A 1,131-nucleotide genomic window follows, 5' to 3' on the forward strand; every position below is an offset into this window, starting at 1 on the left:
CTGCTGGCCCAGCAACCATCGTACCGTGCCGATCGACTTTTTGTCTGTGGGCATACGCATCTGGCGCGCGTTATTAAGCTCGATCACAACCGTGTATATATTAATACCGGTACCTGGACTGATATTGTTTTCGATGTCGAAACAATGCGTCGTCCAACCCAACGCTATCCGTTCCTGGAAATTATCAACGACGCCGACGGTATCCCGCATGGTCAATTGCTGGTCTGGTATGGGCCTGACCAACCACCACGAGTGTGGGTTGAAGAAGAACCTTCGCGGCAACGTAAACAAAGTCGTGTACAATAAGGGCAAGTGTGCAAGCGTTCTACCATCGTCGCGAAAAAGGTTAGCAAAAGGAGGAACAAGCTATGAAAAAGGTGCTGCGCATCCTCGGCATTGCAGCAGTGATCGGGTTAGCAATTGCCATCTTCCGAGCTGTTCGTCAGTATCAGGAAGATAGTGTTTTCGACCTCACACCGGCCACTAACAGCAATACCAATACCAGTGGGCAACGTGGCAGCATTAGCCCAGAGCTACTCAGTATGCTGGCCGATCCTGGTGATAAGGGGCCAGTCGAGTTGATGGTTGATGCCAACGGCAAGGAGTGGTTGGTCAACCGGCGGAATGGGTATCGCTATCCGATTGAAGATGGCATCCCGATCATGCTGCTTGAAGAGGGTGAGAAGAACAAAGACGAGAGTCTGATCCAGAAGTAAGCCCGGCTCGACGAGATACTGACAGGTTGAGATACGCATTGGGTGGGAGTGTAAGGGGGTGCGTTTTCAACGCGCCCTGGCTAGAAAGTTGAACCATGCACGAGGTTGCTTCACGACCGGGGCGTTTTGGCCCTTACGGTGGGCGGTACGTTCCTGAAACACTGATGCCGGCAGTTAGTGCGCTTGAAGCGGCGTATGAAGAGGCAAAGGCCGATCCGAACTTTTGGGCCGAATTGACGAATCTGCACCGCACGTACACCGGTCGTCCAACACCACTAAGCTTTGCCGCTCGCCTGACTGCGCATTGCGGTGGTGCACAGATTTATCTCAAACGCGAAGACCTGGCCCATACCGGCGCCCACAAGATCAACAACGCCCTTGGCCAAGTGCTGCTGGCGGTGCGCATGGGCAAGCG

General features: G+C 53.8%; 2 protein-coding genes and 1 pseudogene. All 3 read left to right on the plus strand.

The annotated features are described in order from the left end of the window. Window positions 1-306: hypothetical protein (locus tag NW838_RS02915; protein ID WP_414427474.1), on the plus strand; the 306-nt coding region annotated here is incomplete at its 5' end. A 62-nt stretch (window positions 307-368) separates the two neighbouring features. Beyond that, window positions 369-716, plus strand: a complete 348-nt coding sequence (locus NW838_RS02920) for a Trm112 family protein (RefSeq protein WP_031458849.1) — start codon at window positions 369-371, stop codon at window positions 714-716. 95 nt (window positions 717-811) lie between these two features. Continuing rightward, window positions 812-1,131: pseudogene (locus tag NW838_RS02925) on the plus strand (tryptophan synthase subunit beta); the annotation flags it as partial.

Origin of the sequence: Synechococcus sp. R55.2 (assembly GCF_047462075.1) — a bacterium.
Taxonomy (GTDB): domain Bacteria; phylum Cyanobacteriota; class Cyanobacteriia; order Thermostichales; family Thermostichaceae; genus Thermostichus.